Here is a 465-nt window from a genome sequence, read left to right on the forward strand (position 1 = left end):
GGCGATGGTGTAAGTGTAACCTTAATCGAATACTCTCAAAAAGAATATAAATCTTATTTTGACTTAGGTTCAGATGGTAAAGGTTTGAAATATCTTTTTATGCCTTTTGGAGCTTTTAGAAGTACAAATTTAGAAGCTATGAAAGAACCTGAAATTTTAAATAGAAATATAAAAGAAAAACAAGTATATATGAATGGACTTGAAATTTTTAATTTTGCTACAAGAAGAGAACCTCAAGTTTTTCATCAGCTTTTAAAATTTGCAAATTGCAGCCAAGATAAATTGGATTTTGTTTTTTTTCATCAAGCTAATAAACAAATAGTAGATATGATTATTAAGAAATTAAAATTGGATAAAAAAAATTCTCCAAATGATACTATAACAAAATATGGAAATTTAAATGCAGCTTCTATTCCTGCCACCCTATGTGATAATATTAATTCATATCAATTTCCATTACAAAAA

1 protein-coding gene is annotated in these 465 nt (G+C 26.0%); it reads left to right on the forward strand.

The window, feature by feature from the left end; translation table 11 throughout:
• A partial coding sequence (locus AJN58_RS06315) for a 3-oxoacyl-[acyl-carrier-protein] synthase III C-terminal domain-containing protein (protein ID WP_289305324.1) occupies positions 1-465 on the forward strand: 465 nt, incomplete at both ends.

The sequence above is a fragment of the Campylobacter sp. BCW_4321 genome (assembly GCF_001763075.1).
Classification (GTDB): domain Bacteria; phylum Campylobacterota; class Campylobacteria; order Campylobacterales; family Campylobacteraceae; genus Campylobacter_D; species Campylobacter_D jejuni.